At 69.3% G+C, this 388-nt stretch carries 1 pseudogene; it reads right to left on the bottom strand.

What is annotated here, in order from left to right:
- Window positions 1-388, bottom strand: a pseudogene (locus tag C3488_RS39795) (transposase); the annotation flags it as partial.

The raw sequence follows: 388 nt of genomic DNA, 5'->3' as shown, positions 1-388 counted from the left end.
CGCCTGGGTCGGCCGACGAGGCCGCCGACAGCTGGGACCTTGTCCAGTAGCGGTAGCAGTTGGGTGACGTCGTTGCGGTTGCCGCCGGTCAGCGACACCGCGAGCGGGATGCCCTGTCCATCGGTGAGGACGTGATGCTTGCTGCCCGGACGCGCTCGGTCGACCGGGCTGGGACCGCTTTTGGGCCCCGGCGGGCCGCCCGCACGTGGGAGGAGTCGATCACCGCCCTCGACCAGTCGAGCTTCTTCGCCGACCGCAGCTTCTTCAGCAGCACCACATGCAACTGGTCCCACACACCGGCCTCGTTCCACTCCGCCAGGCGCCGCCAGCAGGTCATGCCCGAGCCGAAGCCCAGTTCCTGGGGCAGGTACTCCCACTGGATCCCGGT

Source organism: Streptomyces sp. Ru72, assembly GCF_002920635.1.
GTDB lineage: Bacteria > Actinomycetota > Actinomycetes > Streptomycetales > Streptomycetaceae > Streptomyces.
Note: the sequence above shows the minus strand (reverse complement) of the source record. Positions and strands in the feature narration are given on the sequence as shown.